Source organism: Rhizobium sp. CECT 9324 (assembly GCF_918741265.1).
Taxonomy (GTDB): Bacteria; Pseudomonadota; Alphaproteobacteria; order Rhizobiales; family Rhizobiaceae; genus Allorhizobium.
In genome coordinates, this window is sequence record NZ_CAKKMZ010000001.1 from 1,864,859 (window position 1) to 1,889,702 (window position 24,844).

At 60.2% G+C, this 24,844-nt stretch carries 23 protein-coding genes; 11 read left to right on the top strand and 12 right to left on the bottom strand.

Annotated elements, in window-relative coordinates; all coding sequences use genetic code 11:
- Window positions 1-149 precede the first annotated feature (149 nt).
- From fabD to gmk, 7 genes are all read left to right on the top strand, one after another.
- Entirely contained in the window at window positions 150-1,094 is a 945-nt protein-coding gene (gene fabD, locus LQ231_RS09235; protein WP_230171132.1) for an ACP S-malonyltransferase, read from the top strand.
- A gap of 33 nt (window positions 1,095-1,127) precedes the next feature.
- Window positions 1,128-1,865, top strand: coding sequence for a 3-oxoacyl-[acyl-carrier-protein] reductase (gene fabG / locus LQ231_RS09240; protein WP_113140888.1), 738 nt, complete (start codon window positions 1,128-1,130; stop codon window positions 1,863-1,865).
- 279 nt (window positions 1,866-2,144) lie between these two features.
- Window positions 2,145-2,381, top strand: coding sequence for an acyl carrier protein (locus tag LQ231_RS09245; RefSeq protein ID WP_027507378.1), 237 nt, complete (start codon window positions 2,145-2,147; stop codon window positions 2,379-2,381).
- Window positions 2,382-2,497: 116 nt separating this feature from the next.
- Window positions 2,498-3,754 (top strand): beta-ketoacyl-ACP synthase II, encoded by a 1,257-nt coding sequence (gene fabF, locus LQ231_RS09250; RefSeq protein ID WP_230171133.1) that lies wholly within the window; start codon window positions 2,498-2,500, stop codon window positions 3,752-3,754.
- Between the two features lie 214 nt (window positions 3,755-3,968).
- Window positions 3,969-5,186 (top strand): endolytic transglycosylase MltG, encoded by a 1,218-nt coding sequence (gene mltG / locus LQ231_RS09255; RefSeq protein WP_230171134.1) that lies wholly within the window; start codon window positions 3,969-3,971, stop codon window positions 5,184-5,186.
- Between the two features lie 30 nt (window positions 5,187-5,216).
- Window positions 5,217-6,107, top strand: coding sequence for a YicC/YloC family endoribonuclease (locus LQ231_RS09260; protein ID WP_230171135.1), 891 nt, complete (start codon window positions 5,217-5,219; stop codon window positions 6,105-6,107).
- A 3-nt stretch (window positions 6,108-6,110) separates the two neighbouring features.
- Window positions 6,111-6,758, top strand: a complete 648-nt coding sequence (gene gmk / locus LQ231_RS09265; RefSeq protein ID WP_113140891.1) for a guanylate kinase — start codon at window positions 6,111-6,113, stop codon at window positions 6,756-6,758.
- A gap of 67 nt (window positions 6,759-6,825) precedes the next feature.
- Here the strand turns inward: gmk and betC are convergent, their stop codons facing one another.
- The 7 genes from betC to LQ231_RS09300 form a co-directional block, all read right to left on the bottom strand.
- A complete protein-coding gene (betC, locus tag LQ231_RS09270) occupies window positions 6,826-8,346 on the bottom strand; it encodes a choline-sulfatase (protein ID WP_290371351.1) in 1,521 nt (506 codons plus the stop codon).
- 361 nt (window positions 8,347-8,707) lie between these two features.
- Window positions 8,708-9,535: a 16S rRNA (adenine(1518)-N(6)/adenine(1519)-N(6))-dimethyltransferase RsmA gene (gene rsmA / locus LQ231_RS09275; RefSeq protein WP_230171136.1), complete on the bottom strand. Its 828-nt coding sequence runs from the start codon at window positions 9,533-9,535 to the stop codon at window positions 8,708-8,710.
- Entirely contained in the window at window positions 9,535-10,557 is a 1,023-nt protein-coding gene (pdxA, locus tag LQ231_RS09280) for a 4-hydroxythreonine-4-phosphate dehydrogenase PdxA (protein WP_230171137.1), read from the bottom strand. Before pdxA ends, rsmA begins: the two co-directional genes overlap by 1 nt.
- An 18-nt stretch (window positions 10,558-10,575) precedes the next feature.
- Window positions 10,576-11,520 (bottom strand): peptidylprolyl isomerase, encoded by a 945-nt coding sequence (locus tag LQ231_RS09285; protein WP_230171138.1) that lies wholly within the window; start codon window positions 11,518-11,520, stop codon window positions 10,576-10,578.
- A 125-nt stretch (window positions 11,521-11,645) separates the two neighbouring features.
- Window positions 11,646-13,994, bottom strand: a complete 2,349-nt coding sequence (locus tag LQ231_RS09290; protein ID WP_230171139.1) for an LPS-assembly protein LptD — start codon at window positions 13,992-13,994, stop codon at window positions 11,646-11,648.
- Window positions 13,994-15,076 carry an LPS export ABC transporter permease LptG gene (lptG, locus tag LQ231_RS09295; protein WP_230171140.1) on the bottom strand — a complete coding sequence of 361 codons (1,083 nt, stop codon included), beginning with the start codon at window positions 15,074-15,076 and terminating at the stop codon, window positions 13,994-13,996. Before lptG ends, LQ231_RS09290 begins: the two co-directional genes overlap by 1 nt.
- Window positions 15,073-16,248, bottom strand: a complete 1,176-nt coding sequence (locus tag LQ231_RS09300; RefSeq protein WP_230171141.1) for an LptF/LptG family permease — start codon at window positions 16,246-16,248, stop codon at window positions 15,073-15,075. The genes lptG and LQ231_RS09300 overlap by 4 nt, the downstream gene beginning before the upstream one ends.
- Window positions 16,249-16,534: 286 nt before the next feature.
- Between LQ231_RS09300 and LQ231_RS09305 the strand changes: the two genes are divergently transcribed.
- Window positions 16,535-18,034: a leucyl aminopeptidase gene (locus LQ231_RS09305; RefSeq protein ID WP_230171142.1), complete on the top strand. Its 1,500-nt coding sequence runs from the start codon at window positions 16,535-16,537 to the stop codon at window positions 18,032-18,034.
- 20 nt (window positions 18,035-18,054) lie between these two features.
- Window positions 18,055-18,504, top strand: a complete 450-nt coding sequence (locus LQ231_RS09310) for a DNA polymerase III subunit chi (RefSeq protein ID WP_230171143.1) — start codon at window positions 18,055-18,057, stop codon at window positions 18,502-18,504.
- A gap of 82 nt (window positions 18,505-18,586) precedes the next feature.
- On the opposite strand, the gene abc-f is transcribed toward LQ231_RS09310, so the two are convergent.
- From abc-f to LQ231_RS09325, 3 genes are all read right to left on the bottom strand, one after another.
- On the bottom strand, window positions 18,587-20,476 hold the full coding sequence (abc-f, locus tag LQ231_RS09315; RefSeq protein ID WP_230171144.1) for a ribosomal protection-like ABC-F family protein: 1,890 nt from the start codon (window positions 20,474-20,476) through the stop codon (window positions 18,587-18,589).
- 55 nt (window positions 20,477-20,531) lie between these two features.
- Window positions 20,532-21,584: a GGDEF domain-containing protein gene (locus LQ231_RS09320; RefSeq protein ID WP_230171145.1), complete on the bottom strand. Its 1,053-nt coding sequence runs from the start codon at window positions 21,582-21,584 to the stop codon at window positions 20,532-20,534.
- A gap of 161 nt (window positions 21,585-21,745) precedes the next feature.
- Window positions 21,746-22,252: a DinB family protein gene (locus LQ231_RS09325; RefSeq protein ID WP_113141074.1), complete on the bottom strand. Its 507-nt coding sequence runs from the start codon at window positions 22,250-22,252 to the stop codon at window positions 21,746-21,748.
- Window positions 22,253-22,396: 144 nt separating this feature from the next.
- On the opposite strand from LQ231_RS09325, the gene LQ231_RS09330 reads away from it, so the two are divergent.
- A complete protein-coding gene (locus LQ231_RS09330) occupies window positions 22,397-23,080 on the top strand; it encodes a glutathione S-transferase family protein (RefSeq protein WP_230171146.1) in 684 nt (227 codons plus the stop codon).
- Between the two features lie 141 nt (window positions 23,081-23,221).
- Window positions 23,222-23,644, top strand: a complete 423-nt coding sequence (ndk, locus tag LQ231_RS09335) for a nucleoside-diphosphate kinase (protein ID WP_007608969.1) — start codon at window positions 23,222-23,224, stop codon at window positions 23,642-23,644.
- 93 nt (window positions 23,645-23,737) lie between these two features.
- Here the strand turns inward: ndk and LQ231_RS09340 are convergent, their stop codons facing one another.
- Both LQ231_RS09340 and LQ231_RS09345 read right to left on the bottom strand, forming a co-directional pair.
- Entirely contained in the window at window positions 23,738-24,274 is a 537-nt protein-coding gene (locus LQ231_RS09340) for a hypothetical protein (protein ID WP_230171147.1), read from the bottom strand.
- On the bottom strand, window positions 24,271-24,822 hold the full coding sequence (locus tag LQ231_RS09345; protein WP_230171148.1) for a CGNR zinc finger domain-containing protein: 552 nt from the start codon (window positions 24,820-24,822) through the stop codon (window positions 24,271-24,273). Before LQ231_RS09345 ends, LQ231_RS09340 begins: the two co-directional genes overlap by 4 nt.
- Window positions 24,823-24,844: the final 22 nt, after the last annotated feature.

The window sequence follows — 24,844 nt, forward strand, 5'->3', positions numbered from 1 at the left end:
TTGACGCACCGCAAGATGGCTTTGCACGGCAATCTCACCACAATATGCCTGTGACTTGCGCCGCTTGCTGCGGGCCTATGGATGTTCCAAGGCTTGACTCGCAAGGTCAGAATGTGAATTGGAAGGGAAAAACCCAGGGAGAAAAGCCCATGACAGTCGCATTCACCTTTCCCGGTCAGGGCAGCCAGGCCGTTGGAATGGGCAAGGACCTTGCCGATACCTATCCCGAAGCGCGCGTCGTTTTCGAGGAAGTCGACGAGGCGCTTGGCCAGAAGCTGTCCGACGTCATGTGGAACGGCCCGGAAGAAACGCTGACCCTGACCGCCAATGCCCAGCCGGCCCTGATGGCCGTTTCCATGGCCGTCATCAGGGTTCTCGAAGCCAAGGGTCTCGACCTGAAATCGAAGGTCTCCTTTGTCGCCGGCCATTCGCTCGGCGAGTATTCGGCGCTGTGCGCAGCCGGTACCTTCTCGATCGGCGACACCGCCCGTCTTCTGCGTATCCGCGGCAATGCCATGCAGGCCGCGGTTCCGGTCGGCGCGGGTGCCATGGCGGCGATCATCGGCCTGGAGCACGGCGATGTTCAGTCGATCTGCACCGAAGCCGCGGCTATCGGCCCGTGCCAGATCGCCAATGACAATGGCGGTGGCCAGCTGGTCATCTCCGGTGGCAAGGCGGCTGTCGAAAAGGCAGCGGCTCTGGCAACCGAAAAGGGCGCCAAGCGCGCCATCATGCTGCCGGTTTCCGCACCCTTCCATTCGGCACTGATGGCTCCGGCAGCCGATGCCATGCGCGACGCGCTTTCAGGCGTTGCAAAGCATGATCCGGTCGTGCCGTTGATCGCCAATGTCCGTGCCGCCCCGGTGATGTCCGCCGACGAGATCGCCGGCCTGCTGGTCGAACAGGTCACCGGCCAGGTGCGCTGGCGCGAGACGGTCGAATGGTTTGCCGCCAATGGCGTGACCACGCTTTATGAAATCGGCTCCGGCAAGGTCCTCACCGGTCTTGCACGCCGCATCGACAAGAATCTTTCCGGCATTGCCGTGAACACGCCGGCCGATATCGACGCAGCGTTTGCTGCGCTGAACGGCTGATACGATAATCCTGGATCCATAAGGAACGCGATCATGTTTGATCTGACCGGCCGCAAGGCCCTCGTTACCGGCGCAACCGGTGGCCTTGGCGAAGAGATCGCCCGCCTGCTGCACAAACAGGGCGCTATCGTCGGCCTGCACGGCACCCGCGTCGAGAAGCTGGAGGCGCTTGCCACAGAACTCGGCGAGCGCGTGCATATCTTTCCGGCCAATCTGTCCGACCGGGACGAAGTCAAGGCGCTTGGCGAAAAGGCCGAGGCCGAACTCGGCGGCGTCGATATCCTCGTCAACAATGCCGGTATCACCAAGGACGGCCTTTTCGTTCGCATGAGCGACGCTGACTGGGACGCGGTTCTGGAAGTGAACCTCACCTCCGTCTTCCGCCTGACCCGCGAACTGACGCATCCGATGATGCGCCGCCGCTATGGCCGCATCATCAACATCACCTCGATCGTCGGCGTAACCGGCAATCCGGGCCAGGCCAATTACTGTGCCTCCAAGGCCGGCATGATCGGTTTCTCCAAGTCGCTCGCCCAGGAAATCGCCACCCGCAACGTGACGGTCAACTGTGTTGCGCCAGGCTTTATCGAGAGCGCCATGACCGGCAAGCTCAACGAGAAGCAGAAGGAAGCGATCATGGGCGCGATCCCGATGAAGCGCATGGGCGCCGGTTCGGACATCGCCGCAGCCGTTCTTTATCTCGCTTCCACCGAGGCGGGCTACATGACTGGCCAGACCTTGCACGTCAACGGTGGCATGGCGATGATCTGACGCCTTCGGGCGCTTGGATTTCGTTTGCGGCAATTGCATGTTGAGCAAGGGCTGCGGGCGAATTTCTGGCTTTGCGGCGCGGGTAAACCGTGTTAAGCGGGCCATGACTGTAAACAGTCGTTCCGTTCTATGGGCCGAAGTTTATGCTTTTGTTTGTATAAACTGCTCTAGGCGGAGCAGATCGGGTTTGCTGGTGGGGTCTTAGACGATCACCGGCTAATGCAGGGCAGGGAAGCCATTACGGCACCCTCTGAGATTAAGAAGGTCGAGGAAACCGACATGAGCGATATCGCAGAACGCGTGAAGAAAATTGTAATTGATCATCTCGGCGTAGACGCTGAAAAGGTTGTCGAAGGCGCGAGCTTCATCGACGATCTGGGCGCCGACTCGCTCGACACTGTCGAACTGGTCATGGCCTTCGAAGAAGAATTCGGCGTTGAAATTCCGGACGATGCAGCAGACTCGATCCTGACGGTCGGCGACGCTGTCAAGTTCATCGAGAAGGCTCAGGCCTAATCGACTGACATAATGCGGGAGGGTGGCCGAGGCCACCCATCCTGCCGGGGCCCGCGACATGCGGGCCTTGCTGTATTTAAAAGACTGCGGTCAAAAGCGTGGGATGGGCTCGGACGATGAGACGTGTCGTTATCACCGGTACCGGCATGGTATCTCCTCTCGGATGCGGAACGGAACTGACTTGGACACGCCTTCTGGCTGGCCAGAGCGGCGCGCGCCTCGTCACCGAATTTCAGGTCGATGACCTCCCGGCCAAGATTGCCTGCCGCATTCCAACCGAAGGCGAGGGTGCTTACAGCCCCGACGACTGGATGGAGCTGAAAGAGCAGCGCAAAGTCGACAATTTCATCATTTACGCCATTGCAGCCGCCGACATGGCGCTGAAGGATGCCGGTTGGGAACCCAAGACCTATGACGACCAGTGCGCCACCGGCGTTCTGATCGGCTCGGGCATTGGCGGTCTGGAAGGCATCGTCGAAGCCGGTCACATCCTCCGCGACAAGGGTCCGCGCCGGCTGTCGCCGTTTTTCATTCCCGGTCGCCTGATCAACCTGGCCTCGGGCCAGGTATCGATCCGCCACAAGCTGCGTGGCCCGAACCATTCCGTCGTTACGGCCTGTTCGACCGGCGCGCACGCCATTGGCGATGCCGCCCGTCTGATCGCGCTCGGCGATGCCGACGTCATGGTCGCCGGCGGCACGGAATCGCCGATCAGCCGCATTTCGCTGGCCGGCTTTGCCGCCTGCAGGGCGCTGTCGACCGCCCACAACGACGATCCGACCAAGGCTTCGCGCCCGTATGACAAGGACCGCGACGGTTTTGTCATGGGCGAGGGCGCTGGCATTGTCGTTCTGGAAGATCTCGAACACGCCAAAGCGCGCGGCGCCAAAATCTATGCCGAAGTTGTCGGCTATGGCCTGTCGGGTGATGCATTCCACATCACCGCACCGTCGGAAGACGGCGATGGCGCCTTCCGCTGCATGACCATGGCGCTCAAGCGTGCCGGTCTGACGGCTGGCGATATCGACTATATCAACGCCCATGGCACCTCGACCATGGCCGACACGATTGAGCTCGGCGCCGTTGAACGCCTGGTTGGCGAACACGCTTCGAAGATCTCGATGTCCTCGACAAAATCGGCGATCGGCCATCTTCTCGGTGCCGCCGGCGCCGTCGAGGCGATCTTCTCGGCGCTGGCGATCCGTGACAATATCGCGCCGCCGACGTTGAACCTCGACAACCCGCAGGTCGAGACCGCGATCGATCTCGTGCCGCATAAGGCCCGCAAGCGCGACATCAATGTTGCCCTGTCGAATTCCTTCGGCTTCGGCGGGACGAATGCCTCGCTGGTCCTGCGCCGCTACGAAGCCTGAGGCGAAAGAGGCAACGGTTGCCTCCAGGCAGCCTTTGACCTTGCCATTGGATTGAATGACGGGGGTGCCGGTCTTGCCCGCACCCCTTTTTTGCGGATAGAAATCTGACGCCCGCCCAGTGCACCGTCCCGACGCACTGCGTTGCGCGCAAACCCGGATTTTGCCGCATTGCTGGCTGAAAGAGCAGCGACAGCGAAACAAAGAAGGATTGCCGGTGACCGACAACAGCCAGAACGGCGGTAGCCAGAACAACGGTGTTTCCTTTGGCCGCGAGGCCGAAGCCAAGGCAACGACAAAGGGGCCGATCATTCCGAAGTCACCAAACGAGGCACTGCGCCCGGAACGTGTGCCGCAGCCGCCGCGTCGTTCGCGCAAGGCCCGCAGCCAGGTTGTCATCTTCCTGAACTTCGTCATGACGATGATCGTCTTCGTCGGCGTGGTCGCGGTCGCCGGTTTCTTCTACATCATGGACAGCTACCAAAAGCCGGGTCCGCTGGCGACCAATACCAATTTCGTCGTGCGAAGCGGTGCGGGACTGGCTGAGATTGCCAACAATCTCGAGCGCAACAACATCGTTTCCGACGCCCGCATCTATCGCTATGTGACGGCGACCTACCTGGACGAGGGCGACACGCTCAAGGCCGGCGAATACGAGGTCAAGGCTGGCGCGTCGATGAAGGAAGTGACCGAACTGCTCCGCTCGGGCAAGTCGATCCTGTATTCGGTCTCTCTGCCGGAAGGCCTGACCGTCAAGCAGATGTTCCAGCGGTTGGCCGAAGATCCGATCCTGGAAGGTGATCTGCCGACCGAACTGCCGGCCGAAGGCAGCCTGCGGCCGGATACTTACAAGTTCTCGCGCGGCACCAATCGGGCCGAGATCGTCAGCCAGATGGCCGCGGCACAACAGCGCCTGATCGACCAGATCTGGGAACGCCGCGATCCGGATCTTCCGGTCAAGACCAAGGAAGAGTTCATCACGCTCGCCTCGATCGTCGAGAAGGAAACCGGCAAGGATGACGAACGTGCCCATGTGGCATCCGTCTTCATCAACCGCCTGGCAAAGGGTATGCGCCTGCAGTCTGACCCGACGATCATCTATGGCCTGTTCGGCGGCGATGGAAAACCAGCCGACCGGCCGATCTTCCAGTCCGACATCAAGAAGGAAACGCCCTACAACACCTATGTGATCAAGGGCCTTCCGCCGGCACCGATCGCCAATCCGGGCCGTGCAGCGCTTGAAGCCGTCGCGCATCCGTGGAAGACCCAGGATCTCTATTTTGTTGCGGACGGCACCGGGGGACACGTGTTTGCCGCCACGCTCGAAGAGCACAATGCCAATGTCCGTCGTTGGCGCAAACTCGAGGCAGAACGTGCCGCCAATCCGCCTGCAACACTGGATGTTGCACCGGAAGTGGATCCGCAGGCCAAGTAGAACTGACGACCGGGCAAGGGGGCACGGCCAATGATGCTGCAATCCATGACGGGCTTTGCCCGCAGCGAGGGAACGACCGGGCGCTACCGCTGGGCCTGGGAGTTCCGCTCGGTCAACGGCAAGGGTCTCGATATCCGTCCGCGTTTGCCCCAGGGGCTTGAGCACTTGGAGACAGAGGTTCGGCGCCTGGTCACCGAGCGCCTGACGCGCGGCAATTTGCAGGTGGCACTCTCGCTCACCGTGAGCGAGAACCGGGTGGAAGCGGTGCTCAACCGCGATGCGCTCGATGCGGTGCTACGTTTGCGCGATGAACTCGGCCCCGACCTGATCGATCCAGCACCGCTGCGCCTCGATACGCTCCTGTCGATCCGCGGGCTTGTGGATCTGCGCGAGGCTGCGGATGACGAGGCAGCGATCGCTGCCCGTGATGGCGACATTGTCGCAGGCCTCGAGCGGGCTGTTGCAGCACTCGTCGAGATGCGCGCCAGCGAAGGTGATGCCTTGCGCCGGGTGCTCGAAGACCAGATCACCCGGATCGAGGATCTGGCGCTTCGTATCGAAGCCGATCCCTCACGCCACCCGGAAGAGATCGGTCGCCGGTTGGAAAACCAGCTGGCCGCCATTCTCGACAACACATCCGGCCTTGATCGCGACCGACTGCATTCCGAGATTGCCCTGCTTGCCACCAAGGCCGATCTGCGTGAGGAGATCGACCGGCTGAAGGCGCATGTGATCGCCGCGCGCGAATTACTGGCCGCAGGCGGTCCGATCGGCCGCAAACTCGATTTCCTAGCACAAGAATTTAACCGAGAATCAAATACGATCTGTTCCAAATCAAATGCCGTCGCAGTGACCTCCGCCGGCATCGAACTCAAGGTCGTCATCGACCAGTTCCGGGAACAGGTTCAAAATCTGGAGTAGTTCATGGCCGACATTGCGCCTGCACACGTCAAGATCGCCAGGCGGGGCCTGATGCTGGTCATTTCCTCGCCGTCCGGCGCCGGCAAATCCACCATTGCCCGCACGCTGATGGACAAGGACAAGCAGATCGGCCTGTCGGTCAGCGTGACCACCCGCCAGCGTCGCCAGAGTGAAATCGAGGGCGTGCACTACCAGTTCGTTTCCCAGCGCGAATTCGAGCGCCTGCGCGACAGCGACTCGCTGCTGGAATGGGCGCAGGTGCATGGCAACTACTACGGCACGCCGCGTGAAGCCGTGGAAACGGCGATGGGCGAGGGCCGCGACATGCTGTTCGATATCGACTGGCAGGGCGCCCAGCAGTTGCAGGAAAAGATGTCGGCCGATGTCGTCTCGATCTTCATCCTGCCGCCGACCATGGCCGAACTGCAGTCGCGCCTGCATCGCCGTGCCGAAGACACGGAGGAGGTCATCCAGACGCGTCTTGCCAATTCTCGCGCCGAGATCGCCCATTGGCGCGAATACGACTACGTGATCGTCAATGACGATCTGCAGGCGGCATTCGACGCCGTGCAGTCGATCGTCAAGGCCGAGCGCCTGCGCCGCGACCGTCGCCATGGCCTGTTCGATTTCGTCGAGGGCCTAATCGCCTGACCACAGGCTTTTGCCCCGTTTTTGTGCCGGCACAGGGAGGAAGAACACCCTGTGCCGGCTTTTTCGACTATTCGCCCCGCGGAAAGCGCTGGCTTTCTTCCAGGATGTTCAGGTCCATGTGGTTGCGCATGTAGCGCTCGGACGCCTTTTGCAGCGGCTGGTAGTCCCACGGGAAGTAGGCGCCGTTGCGCAATGCTGCATAGACGACATGGCGGCGCGCCTGGCTCTCGCGGACGGCGGCATCGAAGCGTGAAAGATCGCCACGCGCCAACGCCTTGGCTTTCAACTGCGCGAAAACCCCGGCATGGGCCGGATCATCGGCCAGATTGACCAGTTCTTGCGGATCGGCGTCCAGATCGACCAGGATCGGCGGATCGACGTCGCAGAGGGTCAGCTTGAACCGGCCGTCGCGGATGCCGACGAGTGGTGCGATCGAGCCCTCAGCCGCATATTCCATCGGCACCGGACCGCGTCCGCCTGTCGCCGTCGCCAGCGGCATCAGATCCTCGCCGTCGGTCCAGGGGGCGAGCGTCGAGATATCGATGCCGGCAAGGCCAGCGACCGTCGGCGTCACATCAAGGGTGGAGACGGGCTGCGTCACCAGCCGCGGCTCAACGCCCGGCACGCACATCATCAATGGCACGCGGGCGGAGCCTTCGAAGAAGTTCATCTTGAACCACAGACCACGCTCGCCCAGCATGTCGCCATGATCGGAGACGAACAGGATCACCGTATTGTCCGCCATGCGGGTGCGATCGAGCACGTCGAGGATCTCGCCGATCTTGTCATCGACATAGGAGATGTTGGCGAAATAGCCCTGGCGGGCGCGGCGAATATCCTCGTCGGTGATCGCAAAGGCCGTGTGGTCGCAGGCATCCATCAGGCGCTTGGAATGCGGGTCCTGCTCCTCATAGGGGATGGGCGAAACCTTCGGATCGAGTTCCGCACAATTCTCATAGAGATCCCAGTATTTGCGCCGTGCGACATAGGGGTCGTGCGGATGGGTGAAGCTGACAGTCAGGCACCACGGGCGATCGTCCTGGCCGCGCGACAGATCGTAAAGCCGGCGGTTCGCATGATAGGCGACCTCGTCGTCATACTCCATCTGGTTGGTGATCTCGGCGACACCGGCGCCGGTGACCGAACCGAGGTTGTGATACCACCAGTCGATCCGTTCGCCGGGCTTGGTGTAATCCGGCGTCCAGCCGAAGTCGGCCGGATAGATGTCGGTGGTCAGTCGCTCCTCGAAGCCATGCAACTGGTCCGGCCCGACGAAATGCATCTTGCCGGACAGGCTTGTCTGGTAGCCCGCAGCCCGCAGATGATGTGCGAAGGTCGGGATGTCTGAGGCGAATTCCGCCGCATTGTCATAGACCCGCGTGCGGCTCGGCAATTGGCCGGACATGAAGGAGGCGCGGGCAGGGGCACAGAGAGGGCTCGCCGTGTAGCTGGTGGCGAAACGCACGGAGCGCTTAGCCAGAGCCTTCAAATGCGGTGCGTGGAGGAATTCGGCAGGCCCGTCGGGAAAGAGAGTTCCGTTGAACTGGTCCACCATCAGGATCAGGATATTCGGTCGAGATTGCACCACGTCGTTTTCCTCAAAGTCCGAGTTACAGATTGGTTGGGCTTAAGCCGACCCTGCCGTCAAGATCGTTGCCAGCCGAAAGCTCGGCGCAGCGGGCAGGTTAGCCGTGAACCAGAGCATGGGGGAATATTTCATGTTTCAAGGTCCGCGATCTCGCTTATCCGCGTCGTTTTCATGCTGATCTCGAACGCCGGAAGATTGAGAGCACCCAGGATCATCAGGCGGCAGCGCTACAGTGCCGACTGGCGGAAGAAATTTGCCTGTGCCTTGGCGGGCAGGACTATTGTTTGAAATCGCACACAGGCGCCTGAGGGCCGAGCGGCTACCTGGTTTACAAGCATCGATGTCCGCGCAGGACAGCAGTTCACAGCAGATTGGCGAGCCGGCAAAATTCCTCGACGCTCAGCGTTTCAGCCCGGCGTTGCGGGTCAATGTCGGCTTTCGCCAGCAAGGCCTCACCGCCCACGGGCTTCAGGCTCTGGCGTAGCATCTTACGTCGTTGACCGAATGCCGCCATGGTGACTTTCTCGAGCTTGTCGGGATCACAGGGCAGCGGATTGAGCCGCGGCGTCAGGTGAACCACCGTCGAGGTGACCTTGGGCGGTGGCGTGAACGCCTGGGGCGGCACGTCGAAGGCCATATGCGACTCGGTGCGCCAGCCGCACAGAACCCCAAGCCGGCCGTAATGGTTGTCGTCCTCATTGGCGACAATGCGCTGCCCGACTTCCCTCTGGAACATCAGCGTCAGCGACTGCCAGAAGGGCGGCCATTGCCTCGGCAGCAGCCAGTTCACCAGCAACTGCGTTCCGACGTTATACGGCAGATTTGCAATGATTTTGACCGGGCCTTCCGGCACCATCGCCTCGAAATCGGTTTTCAGGGCATCGCCTTCGATCACCTCGAGACGGCCGGGATAGTGTTCAGCCACTTCGGCCAGCGCCGGCAGGCAGCGCGGATCGCGCTCGACGGCGATCACCTTCTTGGCTCCAAGCGCAAGGATGGCCCGCGTCAATCCACCGGGACCCGGGCCGACTTCGAAGACGGTGACGCCTTCCAGCGAGCCAGCCGTCCGCGCAACCTTCTGCGTAAGGTTGAGGTCGAGCAGGAAGTTCTGTCCAAGCGCCTTGCGCGCATCCAGGCCATGCTTGGCAATCACGTCGCGAAGCGGCGGCAAACCATCCAGTGCGGCCATTAGGACTGTACTTTCGATATGCGGCTGATCTGGTCAGCCATTCGGATAGCGGCGACCAAGCTATGCTCGCGGGCAAGGCCGGTTCCGGCAAGCCCGAAGGCGGTGCCGTGATCCGGCGAGGTGCGCACAAAGGGCAGCCCAAGCGTGACATTGACGCTGTCGTCAAAACCGAGCGCTTTTGCCGGGATCAGGGCCTGATCGTGATACATGCAGACTGCCACATCGTAGCGCTGACGCGCTTCGTCATGGAACATCGTGTCGGCAGGCAGGGGTCCGAAGGCATCGATGCCCTCGTCGCGCAAGGTCCGGATCGCCGGATGAATGATATCGTCATCCTCGTGGCCGATGGCGCCGCCTTCTCCCGCATGCGGGTTCAGCCCTGCCACCGCAAGCCGCGGTGCCTCAATGCCGAAACGTTGGCGCATATCATGCGCGATGATCCGGCAGGTTTCGACGATGCCGGCCTGTGTCAGCGCCTGGGGCACGTCCTTGATTGCAATGTGGATCGTGACAGGCACGGCGCGCAGCTTCGGTCCAGCTAGCATCATCACGGGTTTGACCGCATGACCGACCTGCCTCGCTGCGAGATCGGCAAGGAATTCCGTATGACCTGGAAAGCCGAAGCCTGCTTCGTAGAGGATCGATTTGGCAATCGGGTTGGTGACGACACCTCGCGCCTTGCCCTCGAAGCAGAGCTGTACGGCTGTTTCGATCGCGCCGATGGTGCCCTTTGCATTCGCAACATGCGGGGATCCGGCCAAGACCTCGGTGCCGGTCGGAATGTGGAAAACGGGCAGGGCCGCACCAAACACCGTGGCGGTTTCAGCGACGTCCACCTCCTGGAGCCTGACGTCAATCTCCAGTTGACGCGCGCGGACGCGAAGCACCTCGGCATCGCCGATATAGAGAAAAGGCGGCAGATCAAGCGCATCACGTCGAAGCCAGGCTTGCAGCGCAATATCCGGACCAATGCCTGCTGGATCGCCTTGGCTCAGCGCGAGCGGAAGAAGGGCATCGGTCATATCTCGGCTTTGGCCTTGTTACTGAATGACGATCTGAGCCTTGGATCGCAGCTCTTCGAGATACTTGTCTGAATCCGGATTTTCGCCCTTGCTTTCCTTGCCGAGATCTTCGGCGCGGAAAACGACCTCGGCCGCCAGGTCATCGGATACCTCGCGCTGGTTGCAGATTGCCAGGTATTCGACGCCGCGCTCGGTCACGCGTGTGGCTGTCGTTCCGCCATTTGCCTTCTCGATCAGGGGCTTCCAATCCGGCGGAAGTTCCGGTTCCAACACGCGACCAAGATCGCGTACGGATACGTCGAGGTAGTTCTTTGCAAAGGCCATGGCCTGATCGCAGCCCGGGAACGAGGCGCGCGACTTCTCGGCTTCAGCCTTGCGCTTGCCGGCAATACCCTTCTTCGACGCAGGAACCACGAAGATAATCTGCTTCAGGAAGTACTCGGTGGTCACAGGCTTCTGCTTGTTTTCCAACAGTCGGGTCACAAGCTCCTGGTTGGAGAGCTTGTTCTTCGAGCCGGCCGCATAGCGGGCATTGACCAGTCGCGGCCAGCTCATCGACACCGCGATATAGGCCTTGAAATGCGCGGCACCGACGCCGGCCTGATCGAGAACGCCACTGAGCTGCGATGAGGTCATCTTGTTGGACGCGGCGAAGCGTTCAAACGCTGCATCGACGTCGGTCGTGCTGACCGACATGCCGACGCGCGAAATTTCCTGCCGCTTCAGGGCTTCGTCGACAAGCTGTTCCTTGGCGAGTTTCTGCGTGTTTCCACCGCGGCGCTGCAGGCGCAGGAATGCTGCCCGTCGCGCAACGTCGCCGCTGGTGATTGCCGTTTTGTTGACGACTGCGACAACCGATGTTGCCGCCGCCGCCGGAGCAGTGAACGATGTGGGGCTGACACTGAGGGACAGCGCGATCACTGCGGCAAGCATGAAGCTTGTCCCTTGTTTCGCAGAAGCCATCTGTAATCCTTTCCCCGAACAGCCCAGATTGGCTGACCGGTTCAATTTCTTCGTGTTGACCAATAGACTGTCGCAGGAATTGCACAATCCATGCGGCAAAACAATGACCTCAGCTGGACGATCGCCTACTCGAACGAATTGTCGCTGAGTTTGATCTCGCCGAGTGTCCTGAAGACCAGTCGACCACCAATCGTCCAGTCGCTCGCAGACGAGTCGTCCGGATCGTATTTATCGGTATAGCCAATCGACAGGACGGTGCATTCGTCAGCGTAGGAAATACCGATGCTGCGACGGTTGAACACATCGGCATCAATGTCATAGTTCACCGAGCCATAGACCGACCAGAACTCGTTGATCTTGACCGAAGCCGACGAACTGATGGCCTGATTTTCTTCCTTAAACCCGTATTCCGGTTGTGCGTCGAGCTGGGTAAAGGTCAGGCTCGTCTGCAGACGATCCGACGTATAGGCGGCCGTTGCATCGGTGCGACGCAGTTCCAGCGTCTTTTCGTCGAGTCGGACGCTGGTGCTGAGCGACACGCCGAACGGCAGGTCGATACCGGCCAGAGCCACGTAGTCGGACGCATCGGTTTCCAGGCCTGACTCCGAGCCGACGGCGACGAGATCATCGGTTGTGAACGAGTTTACCCCACCCAGATGGAAGGACTGGCCGAGGATGCCGCGCAGGCCCACACCATTGTCGAAGCTGCCGGTATAGCGAATGCCGAGATTGGCACGTGTGCCGCCTTCGACGCGGTCATAGCCGGTGAATTTGTCACGCTCGAACAGGTTGGCCGCATCGAAGACGAAGCTCTGTGAATCTTCGTTGGGCAATTCGCCGGCCATCTGCTCGTCATTGCGCACGTAGATCTGCGCAATCGGCTCGAAGATATGGCTGCTATTGTTGGTTGTGACCAGCCACGGATAACGCGCCTCAAGGCCCGCAGTCAGCATGTAGCGGGTGGCGGCGTCATCGGTCGTGTAATTTCCGGTGTAGCCCACCGGCGCATCCATCGACAGGCCGAATGCGTCGCCACGCGCGGCAAACAAAGGCGTGAGTTGCAGTCCGCCCGGAGCGCTGAACGTCCGTTCCCATTCCGCTTCGGCGGATAGGCGTGTGGAGTTGCCTTTCAGACCGCGAAAGCGGGTAAAATCGCCGATTCCATCGCCGTTTGTGTCGATCAACGTCTCGTCACCATCAAACCGTGACAAAGACGTGAAGTTCAGCTTACCGGAAAGCTGGCCGCCGGCCACGGGCTCTGGCGCGTAGTAGTCGTAGTCGATCGACGGCAGCACGACAGCCTGCTGCTTTTCGGCTGTGTCGTTGACGTCGGCATCCTGCACGTCGAAATAATAGCCGCGCATGTCAAAGAAGTTACGTTCGCCCTGACCCGTCAGGTAGGCGGTATTCGTATGCGTGGATTCGTCGAGGCCGTTGAGCGAATAGGTTCGCGCAAAGTTGTTGTCGCTTTGCAGCATCACATCCCAGCCGAATGTCCAGCGAGGATTGATCCGAAACGCTCCCTTGGACGCGACAAGCCCACGCACGTCTCGGTTCGCATCGCTGGTATTTGCGGTGAAACGGTCGGGGTTCATCTGATCGATGCCGGCGAAGCGCAAATTGGCCTCGCCCTTTTCGAAACGCTGACGCAACTCGACTTCGAGCAACGCGCCCTGATCGGTATAGCCGGTCGTCGTGATGGTGGCGTCGCGATCAGGCGCAATGGCGATGTAGTAGGGAACGGCAATGCCGAAACCGAGATTCTCGGAGGTCCGCATTTCGGGGAAGAGGAAGCCGGTTTTCCGCTTGACCGTATTATCCGGCACTTCGATGAAAGGCAGCGTGGCCAACGAATAGCCGAACAGTTCGAAGCGCGCCTTTTCCAGCCGCACGGTGTGCTTCTTGCCGTCCTGGACAACGCGCTCGGCCTTGACCTGCCAGAGCGGCGGGCGTTCCGGATTGTCGGCGCATGGAAGGCAGGCGGTGTAGACGCCCTTGTGCAGGATCATCTGCGTGCCGCCAACCCGTTCGGCGCTTTCGCCGACGACACGTGTATTGTCGGACGTCTCGATCCTGAGCGCCTGGATAAAGCCGTCGGCAAAATTGTCAGTCACGTCGAGCGACTCGGCGTAGATCCGGTTGCCGCCCGGCTCGATCAGCTCGATATTTCCGGATGCGGTGACGCGCCCGCTCTTTTGATCATAGTCAACACGCCTGGCAACCATCTGGTAGCCCGCATAATTGATCTGCACGGCGCCGGTCGCGGAAACCCGCTCGGCATCCTTGTCATAGATGAGTTCGTTGGCGGCAAGCAGCAGCTTGGCGTCTTCAGGAAGATTGGGATTCAGTGCGGAGGTCTGGCTCGCATCCTGCGCGAAAGCGAATTGCTCTGCAGGCGCAAACGCACACACAGCAACGCTCGTCAGCAGGGCTACCGTGAGCCTTCTGATATTCCCGCGGTCTTTTACCGCCACTAACCATCCTCCTTATGAAGCAGAATCGTTGCCCCCAATGCCATCGCTACGACAACTGGTACCCAGGTCGCAACATATGGCGGCATCACGCCGCTGCTTCCGAATGCTTTCACAAGCACTGTTGCGACATAAAGCACGAAGCCTGAAACGATTCCACCCAGAATAACAGAGCGGGATTGGTTAAACCGGCTGAACTTTATGGACACGGTTGCGGCGATGAGGGTCATTGCAACGAGAAGAAACGGAAGGGAGAGCAGCGAGTGGAACTGCGTCTCCAAAGCCTGTGTTGGCACGCCGAACGAACGCGCCACTCGAATTTTCTGAAAAAGATCATAAAAAGCAACGGTTTCCGGTTGTGCCAAACGTTCCTGGATGAAGTCCTTCTGGAGATTTGTAGCAACCTGGGCTGTCGCGAGCCTTTTCTGCATCTCTCCGGGACGGGTCTCCAGAACGTCGTTAAGCAGCCAGTAACCATCTTTCAAGTTTGCCGTGCGTGCGTCCTGCCGCAGCGCAATTCGCCCTTCGGAATCGAAGTGAATGAGCACGGCATCGACGAGTTGTGTTCCGTCCTCGAGAACGGTTCTGGCACCCATGGCGACGTCGGTATCGCCACTGATCTGCCGCAGCCATGGCACGGACACTGTCGTGGTGCGATTGGAGCCCTCGCGCCATTCGGCCTCCAGCGACAGAGCCTTGCCCTGCCCATAGGCAGCAAGCGGATTGATCAGCAAGGTTGTGGCAAGCCCGATGAGGAAGGCGCCGAACACGAATGGCGTCATGAACTGCCAGGCGGAGATACCGGCTGCGCGCGCGACCACAAGCTCGGATTTGCGGTTGAGCGCAATCAGGGTGGTCATGCCGACAAAAAGACCGATGAAGGGAACGGTCTGCTGGATGATCAGCGGCAGACGCAGCGCTGTCAAAAGTAAGGTACCTGTCACCGAAGCACCGGGCAGGGAGCCGAAGCGTCCAGACGATTCGGTAAAATCGATCAGGAAGACAAGGGACGTAACGCCGAGGAAAAACCAGAAGGCGGTCATCATGTATCGGCGGAAGAAGTAGCGACCGAGTGTCCGGATCATGCCGCACCTCCGGCATTGGAACTCTCATCCTGGGGCGCAAGCTTGCGCAGCCGGGTCTGAAGCCGCGTCAGTGCATTGGCCATCGGCTTGGGCAGGCTCAGGCGCTTGCCGCTGTAAAGGACAAAGCTTGACAGGACTATGGCTGACAGCGGAACCAGGTAGATCAACGGCGTGGTTGCACTCGCCTGTTCCGCCAGCGAAACCGTATAGTTGGACAACCAGAAAAGCCCGAGCGTCAAAAGCAGAGAGGCTGCCATCGGATGCAGTCGTGCTTCACGATGCGAGCGCGCGTCCCCGCAGATCACGAGAGAGATCATGGCAAAGGCCAGCGGAAAGAGCCAGACGCTCATGCGCCGGTGGAGCTCGGCATGGTATTTCCCGGGACGCTCTGTGTATTGCGGATCATTGGGATCGGGATTGAGGAGGAATGCCAGGTCCCGGTCGCCGGAATTCAGGCGCGCCTGTCCTCGGTTGCTTGAAAGCTCGGAGAGGTCAAAGGAATAGGAGTCGAAGCGGATGACTGTGACGTTGCCTTCCACGGTCTTGCGCTGAACCTCGCCGTCGCGCATCAAAAGTGCCTGGCCGTTTTCTTCCACCGCACCTTCACGGGCATAGTAGATGAAGGCCGAGGACGGGTCGCGGGAATCGGCAACCAGCAGTCCTTTCAGGATACGGCCCTGGCGCTCGGAAATCTGGATGTACAGGCCTTCATCCAACCGACGGAAAGATTTCTCCTCGATAACGGTCGAGAGCAGGTCGGCATAGGCGGCCGCGATCATCTCACGCACATTGACCCGCATTTTCGGCTCGACAAAATTGATCATGGCGAAGGAAAAGACGCTGAGGATGACTGCCATGCTGATGATCGGCCGCAGGATGGTGGCGCGCGAGGCGCCAGCTGCATCGATGACCGCAAGCTCGGAATCATTGTTCATCGCCGTCAGTGTCTGCGTGATGCCGATCACCAGCGCAAACGGCAGGACCGCAGAGACGATCGTCGGCAGGATCAGCGTCGCAAGCGTCATGAATGACCCCACGGACTGGCCGCTATCTGTGACCAGATTGATGCGTGCCAGCACCTGAGTCGTCCAAATGATCGCCAGCACCGGCAGCAAGGCGGTGAGGAACATCTGCACGACACGTCGCAGGATATAGAGTTCAAGAAGCTTCATACGGTTTCCTGAAGACGAACCGGGAGGCCCGTCTGCGATTTAGGAGCTTGTCTCTACGACGCTTGCGGCCATTTGGCGACCGCGAACAGGTTTTTTTCCGCCTTCATAATCTGTTTTTTTTCAACAGCGTGATTTCCACACCGCAGTGCCGGCGCTTTCGGGCGGTCTCGACACCAGATCAGACGGGGATACAGCCACTTAGGTAAATGCGTGCCCTTGCCTTCGCGGCGGAAAAGGCGAAGATCGCCACACATTTATTAGCCCTATCCACGTCAAGGGAAGCACCATGTCCACCAAGCTCTCTATCGCCTTTACCAAGTCCCAGGCCGTTACGGGCGGCGTTGCAATCTTGCTCAAGACGGCCGAGGCCGAGACGCCGGCAGGTTTGGCGGATGCGGATCCGGCTGGCGTGTATGCGCGTGCCTCAAAGGTCGGAAAATTCACGGGTAAAGCCATGGCGACGCTCGATATCGTTGCCCCACACGGCTCGGAAGCGGATCGGCTGGTGGTGGTTGGGCTCGGCAAGGCCGAAGCGCTGAAGCCCCATGACTGGCTTCGTGCCGGCGGTGTCGCGATGGCGGCGCTGAAGGGTGCGGAAAAAGTGACTGTCTATCTCGATGTGCCGAATCTCGTGGTGACTCCGAAGGCTGCCGCCGATTTCGCGCTCGGCATGATGCTGCGCGCCTACAAATTCGACAACTACAAGACGACGAAGAAAGGCGAGGACGACGACTCCAAGGCCAATGAAAAGACGGTCAAGGTTGCCATCGTCACGGCGGATCCCGCCGCTGCGAAGAAGGCATTTGTCGATGCCGAAGCGGTCGCGGAGGGCGTCATTCTGGCCCGCAACCTGGTCAACGAGCCTGCCAATATCCTCGGCCCGCTGGAATTTGCCGCGAAGGCCAAGGAACTCGAGAAACTCGGCGTCGAGATCGAGATCCTGACCGAAAAGGACATGAAGAAGCTCGGCATGGGTGCTTTGCTCGGCGTTGCCCAGGGCTCGGTGCGTCCGCCGCGCCTTGTGATCATGAAATGGGATGGCGGCAAGGCCAAGGACAAGCCGATCGCATTTATCGGTAAGGGCGTCGTCTTCGACACCGGCGGCATTTCGATAAAGCCGGCCGGTGGCATGGAGGACATGAAGGGTGACATGGGCGGTGCCGCCGCCGTGACGGGTCTGATGCATACGCTTGCCGCGCGCAAGGCGAAAGCCAATGTCATCGGTATCATCGGGCTTGTCGAAAACATGCCCGACGGCAATGCGCAGCGTCCGGGTGACATCGTCACCTCGATGTCCGGCCAGACGATCGAAGTCATCAACACCGATGCTGAAGGCCGTCTCGTTCTCTGCGATGCGCTCTGGTATTGCAACGAGCGTTTCGCCCCGGAATTCATGATCAATCTCGCAACGCTGACCGGCGCTATCCTGGTGGCACTCGGCAACCTGCATGCCGGTCTTTTCTGCAACGATGATGAACTCGCGGAAAACCTGCTCTCGGCTGGCCTGGCGAGCAACGAACGGCTATGGCGCATGCCGCTCGGAAAGGACTACGACAAGCTGATCGATTCGAAATTCGCCGACATGAAGAACACCGGTGGTCGTCATGCGGGTTCGATCACCGCCGCACAGTTCCTCAAGCGTTTCGTCAAGGATACGCCATGGGCGCATCTCGACATTGCCGGCACGGCCATGGGCTCGCCGTCGGACGAGATCAACCAGTCCTGGGGCTCCGGCTTCGGCGTGCGTCTGCTCGACGAGCTGGTTCGCGCCAGCTACGAAGCCTGAGATCGGAAGGGGCAGGGCTTTTGGCAGAAATACTCTTTTATCACCTGACGGAATCAAAGCTGGAGGATGCTCTCCCGCCGCTGCTGGAGAAAAGCATCGAGCGCGGCTGGAGGGTCACGGTCCAGACCAGCGATGAGGATCTGCGTGATGCGCTCGATCAGCATTTGTGGGTCTACCGGGAAGACAGCTTCCTGCCGCATGGCACCGATGATGGAGAGGCGCCGGATACCCAGCCGATCTTGCTGACGATCCTGCCTGACAATATCAACAACGCGACCGTGCGTTTCATGATCGACGGTGCCGAGCCGCCAGCGGTCCTCGACTACGATCGCGTTGTCTTCGTTTTCGACGGCTATGATCAGCAGCAGCTCGAGGCCGCGCGTGGTCAATGGAAGCGCCTCAAGGGAGAGGGGCATGCATTGACCTATTGGCAGCAGACGACGGAAGGTCGCTGGGAAAAGAAGCCCTGAAGCCTATCGTCTTCAATCCCAGTTCCATACCTTGACCCCGATCTAGGATGAAGACATCGGCGAGCCGGCGCTTAGCCGGCAATCAGCCGGCCATGCCGTCCTCGTATTCGGCGGACAGCTCCAGCCATTGTTCTTCGGCAGCCGACAGTTTGGCCGCTGCCTCGCCGCGCTGCTTGGCCTTTTCCGCAGCCTTGGCCGGGGCCTTTTCGTACAGCACCGGATCCGCAAGCTCTGCATCAAGCGCCTGAATCAACGTCTCCAGTTTCTTGGTTACGGACTCGATTTCATTGATCTTTTTCTTCAGCGGAGCAAGACTGGCGCGCCTGTCTGCGGCGGCTTTGCGCTGTTCTGCCTTGTTGACCTGCTCGGCACCGACGTCTGTCTTTTCCTTCTCGACAGACTTCTTGCCGGACGAAACGATCAGGCTGCGATACTCTTCCATATCGCCGTCGAAACTGGTCACGGTTCCATTGTTGACCAGCCACAGCCGGTCGACGGTCGCCTCGATCAGGTGACGATCATGGCTGATCAGGATGACCGCGCCCTCGTAGTCGTTCAGCGCTTCGATCAGCGCCTTGCGGCTGTCGATGTCCAGATGGTTGGTCGGCTCGTCGAGGATCAGGAGATTGGGGGCGTGGAACGCGGCAAGGCCCATCAGCAGCCGCGCCTTTTCACCGCCCGACAGGTCCTTGGCGGGCGTCGCCATCTTTTCCGTCAGCAGGCCCATCTGCGCGACGCGGGCACGAACCTTGGCTTCCGGTTCGGTCGGCATCAAACGCCGCACATGCTCGACCGGGGTCTGGTCCGGGATCAGGTCGTCCAGCTGGTGTTGGGCGAAGAAGCCGATCTTCAGGGACGGGGCCAGTTTCAGTTCGCCGGCCTGGGCCTGAAGTCGTCCGGAAATGAACTTGGCGAAGGTCGACTTGCCATTGCCGTTCGAGCCGAGCAGGGCGATGCGGTCGTCATTGTCGATGCGCAGGTTGATGCTCTTCAGGATCGGCTTGCCCGGCTCGTAGCCGACCACGCCGCCTGCGATGGCGATGATCGGCGACGCCGGCTGCTTTTCCGGAGCGGGGAAGGTGATCGGCTGGACGTGATCCTCGATCACGGCCGCGACCGTGCCCATGCGTTCCAGTGCCTTGACGCGGCTCTGCGCCTGCTTGGCCTTGGTTGCCTTGGCCTTGAAGCGGTCGATGAAGCTCTGCAGGTGCTTGCGCGCCGCATCGTTCTTCACTTTGGCCTTGGTCTGCAATTCGTCGTTTTCGGCCTTCTGCCGTTCGAACTGGTCATAGCCGCCGCGATAGAAGGTGAGTTTCTTCTGGTCGAGATGCACGATCGAATTGACCGCGGTGTTCAAGAGGTCGCGGTCATGGCTGATGATGATGACCGTGTGCGGATAACGTCGCACATAGTCTTCCAGCCACATCGAACCTTCGAGGTCGAGATAATTGGTCGGTTCGTCGAGCAGCAGCAGGTCGGGTTCGGAGAACAGCACGCCTGCGAGCGCGACGCGCATGCGCCAGCCGCCGGAAAAGGACGAGGCCGGGCGCTGCTGTGCCTCATGATCGAAACCGAGGCCCGACAGGATGGTGGCGGCACGCGCTTCGGCTGAGTGCGCGCCGATATCGGCAAGCCGCGTCTGGATCTCGGCGATCCGGTGTGGATCCGTCGCATGCTCGGCTTCCGCCAGCAGGGCTGCCCGTTCCTTGTCGGCCGAAAGCACGATCGAGATCAGCGATTCTTCCGTGCCCGGCGCTTCCTGCGCCACCTGACCGATACGGGCATTTCTCGGGATCGAGATATTGCCGGTCTCGGCTGACAGGTCGCCTGTGATGATTTTGAACAGCGTCGATTTTCCGGCGCCATTCTTGCCGACCAGACCGGCCTTGGTACCGGCAGGCAGGGAGACCGTGGCGTGGTCGATAAGCAGACGCCCGGCGATGCGGGCTGAGATGTCGTTGATCGTGATCATGGCGGCGTTTTGGCCGATGTTTCGGCCAAAGGCAAGCGTGTGAACGGATCCGCGATCAGGCGACCCTGCCGCTCGTCGCGCGATGGCCGATGATCGGCTGGCGTGGATTGGCACGGGCCACCTGCACAGCTATCTCCGCAAGCACCAGCAATTGCAGCCCGTCATTGGCTTCGGCGCTCAGTGCATGGCCGATCGCCAGCGCAAGTCCAACAGCGTCCTGGCTGTTCTCCGTGGCGAATACCAGGTTGTTTTCCGCCGCACTGAAAAGTCGCTCGGCGATGACATGCGCATCGTCTGCACTGACATCGCTGAACAGGAATGCGAACGTGCCGACCTCGATGCGCGCCAGGTAATCGTGCTTTTTGATCGTCTTGCGGAAGATAGCGGCAAGCTTTCTGATCAACTTGGTTGCCGCCTCTTCACCGTATTGATGCTGGATGCCGGCAAGGTCGGGGATCTCGATCAGGATTAGTGCTGCACCTGAGCTCGCGGTGCCGTAGACGTCCTCAAGCTGCTGAAAGAAGGCGGCACGGTTCGGCAGCCCCGTCAGGCGATCGCGGAGCGCCAGCCCCTTTGCTGCCCGCGCCGCACGGTCCGCTTGTGTGAGCACATCCACGCCCGCTGCGATGTCATGGACCAACTGGGTTTCCGCCTTTACCATCTGGATCGCGACGGATGACAGAAGATCGAGTTCGCCCAAAAGTTGCTCGATGCCCTGGCCCAGGTCGTCCTTGACCGCCTCAGCCACCGTTTCGACGGACCGGGCGAAGCTGCGCTTCTGCGTCAGGCCGAGCGTGATCTGGTCCTTGATCCGAGAAAGTGTCGTCACTGCTTCCGCGTGAAGACGTTCCGCCTGCACTCCGCAATGTACTGCAAGTCGATGCTTGAGACCAAGCTGGTCGAGGTTGTGCTGGCTGGGTTGCACGCCAAGCGCTGCAAGTTCACGTGCAAGCTCTGGGTTTTGACCGCTGAAGGCTTCGTGAGCCAGTTCGAAATTGCGCGGCAATCCGGCAATGCCGTGGCGCGCCATATACGCCGCAATCTTCGGCAACGGATCGACCGTTGCCGTTGCCGATCGTGCAAGCCTTTGCTGCTTTGACCCTTCCATGCTCACTTCGTCCCCCGCCATGTCCCTTTGTTGCCCTGAGGACTAACGGATATGCGTTTGTCAAAGGGTTAAATCCGGCGAAATCCAAGCAAACGCGGTTAACCCATGCTTTTCACGCGCAGCAGGTGATATGGCCGTGATTGCAGCGATGCGGCCCTTTGTCAGAGATACACGGGTGCTGCGCTACGCAGGAAATAGATCATATCCAGACTGAGTGATGGCCTACCCAGAACCGTCAGGCACATATGCGCTTGTCCGCGATGATGGGTCTGGTGGTTGAAGAAATGCGCCACCGCCGGCCCGAGCTTATGCGAGACGGGTTCAGGTTTGGTGATCGGGCTATAGTGAAACGTGGCAGCTAGCGCTTCGGGTGTCAGGCCTTCCGCAAAGGCTGTTATGCGCGCATCCTCCGTCCGTCGTGCGGCCCAAAGATCGGCAAACGTGTCCGCAGCACGCGCATCGAGCGAAGTCGGTTGCGGGCCTTGACCGGTAAATCTGTGCAGCCAGACCCGGTCGGCGGTCACCAGATGGTTCAGGGTTCCAGACAAAGAGCGGAAGAACGCGCCGGTATCCCGGTCCCGTTCCTCGTCCGTCAAATCCGCGGCGGCCTCGTAGAGCAGTGTATTGGCCCATGCATTGTAGGCGGCGAACATCCGGTAGTGATCCATGTTGTGCCTCGTCGAGTTTTAACACTTTGCCTCATGCTAGCCGAAGACTGCTTCTATCGGTGTGATGGGACCGATGAAATTTGCTGATTTGATTTTGTCACCCTGTTCGGCTTGTCTGTTTCCGATTTCCATTTGGAGTACACCATGACTCGCACCCTATATTCTCTCTGTGGCGCCGATGCAGCACGGCCTTTCTCGCCCCATTGCTGGAAGATCGTCATGGCCTTGCGCCATAAGGGGCTCAGCTACGAGGAGCGACCGCTGCCGTTTACCGCGATCCCGAAAATCGAAGGCGGGATTTCCAAGACCGTGCCTGTCCTGCGTGATGGCCAGGAACTGATCTCCGACAGCTTCCAGATCGCGCTCTATCTTGAACAGACTTATCCGGACCAACCCAGCCTGTTCGGCGGCGAGGGTGGCAAGGCGCTGGCCCGTTTCGTCGAAGGCTATGCTTTGACCCTGCTGCATCCGGTGATCACTCGCATCGCCCTGTCGGACATCCATTCCATGCTTGCGCCGGACGACCAGGCCTATTTCCGCACAAGCCGCGAAGCCCGGCTCGGCAAAACGCTGGAAGAGGTCAGGGCCAGCCGTGACGAGGCAATCGCGATCCTGCCGGAACGGCTGATGCCGATGCGCCACATGGTCGGCTTCCAGCCCTTTATCGGCGGTGAGGCACCTTTGTTCGCCGACTATATCCTGTTTGGCGCTCTGCAATGGCTGCGCCTCACCAGCGGCTCGCTGCATCTTCCTTCAGATGATCCGGTGGCACGATGGTTCGAGCGTTGCCTGGACCTTTATCAGGGTGCTGCCCGGGCGATTGCTTGAAAACTGGTGCGCCACAAAGCATTCTGCCCGAAAGCCCGCATTGTGACGGAGCTGTGAAATTCGCAGATCCCCCTTGTTTTCGTGATTCGGGGCGGTTAGATACCGCCCACTTTCCCGATGACACAAACAAGGATGAGACTGATGGCGATTGAACGCACCTTCTCGATGATCAAGCCGGACGCAACAAAGCGCAACCTCACGGGCGCCATCACCAAGATGCTCGAAGACGCCGGCCTGCGCGTCGTCGCTTCCAAGCGCGTCTGGATGAGCACCCGCGAAGCCGAAGGCTTCTACGCCGTTCACAAGGAACGCCCTTTCTTCGGCGAACTGGTTGAAGGCATGACGTCCGGCCCGACCATCGTTCAGGTTCTCGAAGGCGAGAACGCCATCCTGAAGAACCGCGAAATCATGGGCGCCACCAACCCGGCCAATGCCGACGAGGGCACGATCCGCAAGACCCACGCTCTCTCCATCGGCGAGAACTCGGTTCACGGTTCGGACGCTCCGGAAACCGCTGCAGAAGAAATCAAGTACTGGTTCTCCGACACCGAGATCGTCGGCTGAATCAAAACCTGAGGCTACTGCCTTAGCGACTTGATTGCATTGATCAAACCGGAGCAGAAACGCTCCGGTTTTTTTGTTGGGCAGGGCTCAGTATCAGCCCTTCGAGGCCGTGCCCGGGCATCCGGTTTCCGCCCCATAATCCGCCGAACCATCGGGCCGATAGACCTCCGGATTGGGCGTATAGACCGGCCCGACGACCAGCGGTTTCGTTGGCAGGACGCTTTGGTCCAGCGTCGATGTCACGGTCGTCTCGATCTGCTGGATCAGCGTGTTCTGGCCATCGAGAATACGGATCGAGACCGCATAGGGTCGATCCTTGACCACGCAATGTACGGGCGGACTTTCCAGCGACACCTTGTCCCAGAGCGGGAATATTTTTGAGCGGGTCACCAGCGGTGCTCCTCCCGCAGGGTTCTCAAAACGTGCCTCGACAAAGCTGTCGTTAGGCAGGGGCGCCTCCTTGGCAAGCGTCACCAGATAGGTGGACCGCGCCACCCGGTAATTGAATACGAAAACATGACCGGACACTTTCAGTGGTTCGTCGTCAACGTCGCGCTGGCATCCGGAAAGAGCGGTGACTGTTGCCATCAGAAGCGCCAATGAGACCGATGCCTTCTCAACCGTCTTCATGGCCGCGTCTCCAGCTTCTTCCGATGATAGTGTCGGTTGGCCTTGGCACGGTTGCCGCAAACGGCCATGTCGCACCAGAAACGGCTCTTGTTCTTGCTGCGGTCGAGAAAGAGCCAACCGCAATTGCCGCAGATTTTCATTCGGTCCGGTGCGGGTTCGGTGATCAGCCGAAGCGCCGAACGCGCGGTGCCGCATTCAAGGCTATGCTCTGACGGTGCCAGCCGCAGGTTTTCGGCAGTGGCTTCAAGTAGTGTCGCGAGATAGCCGCGCTCCGCAACCCCCAGCGTGCGTGCCCGAAAATAGCGATCGATCGCCTCGCGCAAATGCAGGAATGCCTGCCGGTTTGCCGGCTGCACCGGCGTCATTGCCCCATACTGAGGCCCCTCGGCCGACAGCGAGGGCGCGACACCGGCAAAATCGTCAAGCTGTTGCGCGACCGCAAAACGATCGCGGCGGCGATCCGGGTCGTGTCTGAGTATGACGCTGTTGGCGACGTCAAGCGCCAGCGCTCCACCGGAAAAACGGTGTGGGGTCCAGGAAAAATCCATCTTGGTAACATAACTGGTAAAA

Bases quoted from the DNA above. Each gene is read 5' to 3' on its own strand.
- LQ231_RS09285 (WP_230171138.1), bottom strand. From the start codon at position 11,520: ATGGCTTCTGCGAAACAAGGGACAAGCTTCATGCTTGCCGCAGTGATC.
- ndk (WP_007608969.1), top strand. From the start codon at position 23,222: ATGGCGATTGAACGCACCTTCTCGATGATCAAGCCGGACGCAACAAAG.
- gmk (WP_113140891.1), top strand. From the start codon at position 6,111: ATGGCCGACATTGCGCCTGCACACGTCAAGATCGCCAGGCGGGGCCTG.
- rsmA (WP_230171136.1), bottom strand. From the start codon at position 9,535: ATGGCCGCACTGGATGGTTTGCCGCCGCTTCGCGACGTGATTGCCAAG.
- LQ231_RS09340 (WP_230171147.1), bottom strand. From the start codon at position 24,274: ATGAAGACGGTTGAGAAGGCATCGGTCTCATTGGCGCTTCTGATGGCA.
- LQ231_RS09260 (WP_230171135.1), top strand. From the start codon at position 5,217: ATGATGCTGCAATCCATGACGGGCTTTGCCCGCAGCGAGGGAACGACC.
- abc-f (WP_230171144.1), bottom strand. From the start codon at position 20,476: ATGATCACGATCAACGACATCTCAGCCCGCATCGCCGGGCGTCTGCTT.
- LQ231_RS09320 (WP_230171145.1), bottom strand. From the start codon at position 21,584: ATGGAAGGGTCAAAGCAGCAAAGGCTTGCACGATCGGCAACGGCAACG.
- fabF (WP_230171133.1), top strand. From the start codon at position 2,498: ATGAGACGTGTCGTTATCACCGGTACCGGCATGGTATCTCCTCTCGGA.
- pdxA (WP_230171137.1), bottom strand. From the start codon at position 10,557: ATGACCGATGCCCTTCTTCCGCTCGCGCTGAGCCAAGGCGATCCAGCA.
- LQ231_RS09325 (WP_113141074.1), bottom strand. From the start codon at position 22,252: ATGGATCACTACCGGATGTTCGCCGCCTACAATGCATGGGCCAATACA.
- fabD (WP_230171132.1), top strand. From the start codon at position 150: ATGACAGTCGCATTCACCTTTCCCGGTCAGGGCAGCCAGGCCGTTGGA.
- LQ231_RS09330 (WP_230171146.1), top strand. From the start codon at position 22,397: ATGACTCGCACCCTATATTCTCTCTGTGGCGCCGATGCAGCACGGCCT.
- LQ231_RS09300 (WP_230171141.1), bottom strand. From the start codon at position 16,248: ATGAAGCTTCTTGAACTCTATATCCTGCGACGTGTCGTGCAGATGTTC.
- lptG (WP_230171140.1), bottom strand. From the start codon at position 15,076: ATGATCCGGACACTCGGTCGCTACTTCTTCCGCCGATACATGATGACC.
- LQ231_RS09245 (WP_027507378.1), top strand. From the start codon at position 2,145: ATGAGCGATATCGCAGAACGCGTGAAGAAAATTGTAATTGATCATCTC.
- LQ231_RS09345 (WP_230171148.1), bottom strand. From the start codon at position 24,822: ATGGATTTTTCCTGGACCCCACACCGTTTTTCCGGTGGAGCGCTGGCG.
- fabG (WP_113140888.1), top strand. From the start codon at position 1,128: ATGTTTGATCTGACCGGCCGCAAGGCCCTCGTTACCGGCGCAACCGGT.
- LQ231_RS09305 (WP_230171142.1), top strand. From the start codon at position 16,535: ATGTCCACCAAGCTCTCTATCGCCTTTACCAAGTCCCAGGCCGTTACG.